General features: G+C 42.2%; 3 protein-coding genes. 1 reads left to right on the top strand and 2 read right to left on the bottom strand.

Annotated features, from left to right (window positions below; genetic code table 11):
* The first annotated feature begins 75 nt into the window (after positions 1 to 75).
* Positions 76 to 525 (top strand): hypothetical protein, encoded by a 450-nt coding sequence (locus V4C51_RS17460; protein ID WP_330927451.1) that lies wholly within the window; start codon positions 76 to 78, stop codon positions 523 to 525.
* A gap of 66 nt (positions 526 to 591) precedes the next feature.
* Here V4C51_RS17460 and V4C51_RS17455 read toward each other — a convergent pair whose 3' ends face one another.
* A complete protein-coding gene (locus tag V4C51_RS17455; protein WP_330927450.1) occupies positions 592 to 2,673 on the bottom strand; it encodes a hypothetical protein in 2,082 nt (693 codons plus the stop codon).
* A 439-nt stretch (positions 2,674 to 3,112) separates the two neighbouring features.
* Positions 3,113 to 3,235: a zinc ribbon domain-containing protein gene (locus tag V4C51_RS17450; RefSeq protein WP_330926828.1), complete on the bottom strand. Its 123-nt coding sequence runs from the start codon at positions 3,233 to 3,235 to the stop codon at positions 3,113 to 3,115.
* Positions 3,236 to 3,272: the final 37 nt, after the last annotated feature.

Genomic DNA, 3,272 nt, shown 5'->3' with positions numbered 1-3,272 from the left:
ATATATAAAGATATATAAAGATATATAAAGATATATAAAGATATATAAAAAAGAGGCATAACAAAGGCAGCCACTGTGGAAATAACACGTAACATCATTTTAGGAATACTGACTTTTTTTGTGCTGTCGATTCAGGCATCTGTTCGTATAGGAAACCATACCCAACTCCAGGATGCCCTCAGGGATAACCAACCACCTTCTGGCTATATTGATCTGAGTCAGTGTAAAACAGAGGTGGTGGTTGGGGAGCTGCCAGAAGATAAACAGGTTTACCGGCTGTCTTTCAAGGATAACTTCTCCTTTAATATGACATCGAAAATTATTACTTCGGTGTTTGATACGGTATTAAATAACAGTCAGATCGTTAAAACCGTGCCCGTGTTGGTGAAAGTGCCTGCTACTGTCTTTGTCACCAGTTCCGCAAAGGCAGATTATCTACGCTACCAGATAACAGTGGCGGGTCAGGAGACGTTGATACGAATATATCACTGTCCATGGGATCGGGCTGTTTACCTGTGGCAGTGAACAGCCAGATTGTGTAATGTATCCTATTACCAACTAGGAGCCTGTCAAGCCCATTGAAATGATGTACTAGCTGCCCATGTCCTCCAAGATGGGAACACGTTGACTGTCGTATTGAACGCTTGAAGTCGACGCCTGCTTTTGCGGTGTAGCCCTGTCTGTATTTGGCCGAGTGCCTCCCAATTGCTCCAAGGTGGAAATACGTTTAGCGTCATATACAACGCCTATAGCCGACGCCCGCTTCCGCAGTTTAGTTGCCTCTTCTTTCGACAGATGGCCGCCAAATTCCATCAGGACGGAAACACGTTTTTCAACATACGTAACACTGGGATTCAACGCCAGCTTCAGCAGTGTCGACGCATCTTTTTCCGTTAGAGTGCCTCCAGATTCGATCAGGAAGGAAACACGCTGTTCGACATAATGAATACTTGAACTCAACGCCCGCTTCAGCAGTGTCGACGCATCTTTTTCCGATAGCATGCCTCCTAAGTCCCGCAAGAGTAAAGCACGTTCATGGATATACTCAAAACTTGTAGCCGACGCCCGCTTCAGCAGTGTCGACGCATCTTTTTCCGATAGAGTGCCTCCCATTTCCCTCAAGACGGAAACACGTTGATGGTCATAATTATTACCTGGGGTCAACGCCCGCTTCAGCAGTATAGATGCATCTTCTTGCGACAGCATGCCTCCCATTTTCGTCAAGAAGGAAACACGTTGTTCGTTATAAGGAACGTCTGGACTCAAAGCCTCTTTCAGAAGATTACACGCTTGTTCTAACAGGTTGATTCCCTTTTCCTGCAGGTAGTGAAAAAGTTTATCGATATACTCAACGCCTTTACTCAGCAGTTGATTAAGGAGCGTGGATTCATCTCCTTTCGACAGAATGGCTACCACTTTTTTCAAGTAGAGAGTATGGTTACTGTCACAATCAGTATCCAGATTCAATTCCTGCTTCAGGTTACTGATAATGCGTTTTTCAATGTGGCTGATCAACTCATTCAAATAATGATGATAAAATAAGGAAAACCAGGTTAATCCATATTTCATATGATAGGAAAAACTGTCTATCAGTGCTTGATACTCAGAAAAAGCCGTCGCGACTGAGCGTAGCTGCTGCCATGATTCTTCATTGGGTGAATTATTTTCAAGGGTGTAAACAACAGGTAGCAGAACTGCTTTCCTTAAAGTGGGGTCTTGTAACTCTCCTGCCTTATTCATCAATCGCTGACAATCTTCAGGCTGAATCGTTTGCAACTCCTTCGGGTAGAAGTGATGAGATACGGCTTTTTTTATCAAAGGGTCAGCCTTACAAAAACTGAAAAACGCATACACTTCATCAGTGCTATCAGAGCAAACTCCCTCATCGATTTCTACTTCAAGTTTATTATTCAGAATCTTAACGCAATCCAGGATATTGCTTTCGGTGGTCATTACATGAAGTTGCAGCATTTGTATGAGCTTTTTGGATAAATCATTATGTTTAGCTATAACCGCGTTTAAGAAATATTTTTCCAGGTATCTGGTATAATCGTCACTATGAATGGAGTAATGGCTAACTATCTCTCCCACTACTGCAAAATAGACTAGCTGGGATTCTACCTTAGGGAACCATTCTACGCCTCGTGTTATAGCCTTTTGGTGATTACGGTGTTTGTGTTCAAAAAAATGTATTAATAAATTAACAAATTCATGCTTGCTTTCCAGCAGGGGTTTTGGGATTTCTAATAACTGGATGTCCTTGGGGCAAGGGAACTTCAATAATTTAAAACATTCTTTTTTCTCACCATACCATTGCAATGGCACATCAAAATGGTTGTCAATTAATGCAAGATTATAATAGTGCAAGAGGGCTTTCTGGATATAAATTCCATATTTTTCTAAGTAATAGTGTTGGTATTTTTTATTTAATCTTACACCACACAGGTCATTATCAGCCAGGAATCGTCTATACATTGCTTTCAGATCTGAATCAGAATACTCAGAGACGCTCAGATAATTTCTATCATCAGGTGTTGAGCCAGCATCCCTTGCCCCTGCTCCATCAGGGGATTCAGTTTGCAGTTCGCTAAATTTTTTACCATAAGCACAAGCGTAATGCGCTCCAGCAATAAAAAATGAACATAGTGCCAAAAGCAGTTTTGTTTTTTTCATCAATTTTCCCAGAGTATTTTTATGTGGCATCAGGCCAGGAGATTGATCTACATTGAAATATACCAGCTACATGACAATCAATCCTGCAGCAAAGCCTGATAACTACCAGCATTAAGCTTATCAACCGGGATTATAGCTATAAATACACCGAGAGCAGAAAATGTTTATGATATAAATGCATCCGATGCTTGGCAAAATAAAATGGGAGTGGGCTAAACCTGTTGATTTTATATCATGCGTCTATGGCCTGTTGTACAGAAGTTAACGGTAAAACCTGTGACAGCAGGAACGCATAGCTCATCGTATTAAAAAGCAGTCTATTCTCGAACAGGCTCCCAGCGACATGGCTGGAGGATGTCAACCATGTCGAACCCACTTATGGGAAAACGGCAGCTATCCTTTTTCTCATCCATTGGTATCAGTTGACATCCTCCCACTGCTAAAGCAGTGGGATTCCTCCAGCGAGACGGCTATGCCCAGCCGCAAGAATGTTCTTTGCCGCATTTGAATCACGCGGGTGTTCAGCTCCGCACTCTGAACAAGTCCATTCTCTTATTCGCAAACCTGCTCTACCTTTCGGACTGCTGGACGGGATAGTG

It is taken from the genome of Candidatus Sororendozoicomonas aggregata (assembly GCF_031528575.1).
GTDB classification, from domain to species: Bacteria; Pseudomonadota; Gammaproteobacteria; order Pseudomonadales; family Endozoicomonadaceae; genus Endonucleibacter; species Endonucleibacter aggregata.
This window is presented reverse-complemented; position numbering and strand designations above follow the sequence as displayed.

Excerpts from the sequence above, each read along its gene's own strand:
- V4C51_RS17455 (WP_330927450.1), bottom strand. The coding sequence starts at position 2,673 with ATGAAAAAAACAAAACTGCTTTTGGCACTATGTTCATTTTTTATTGCT.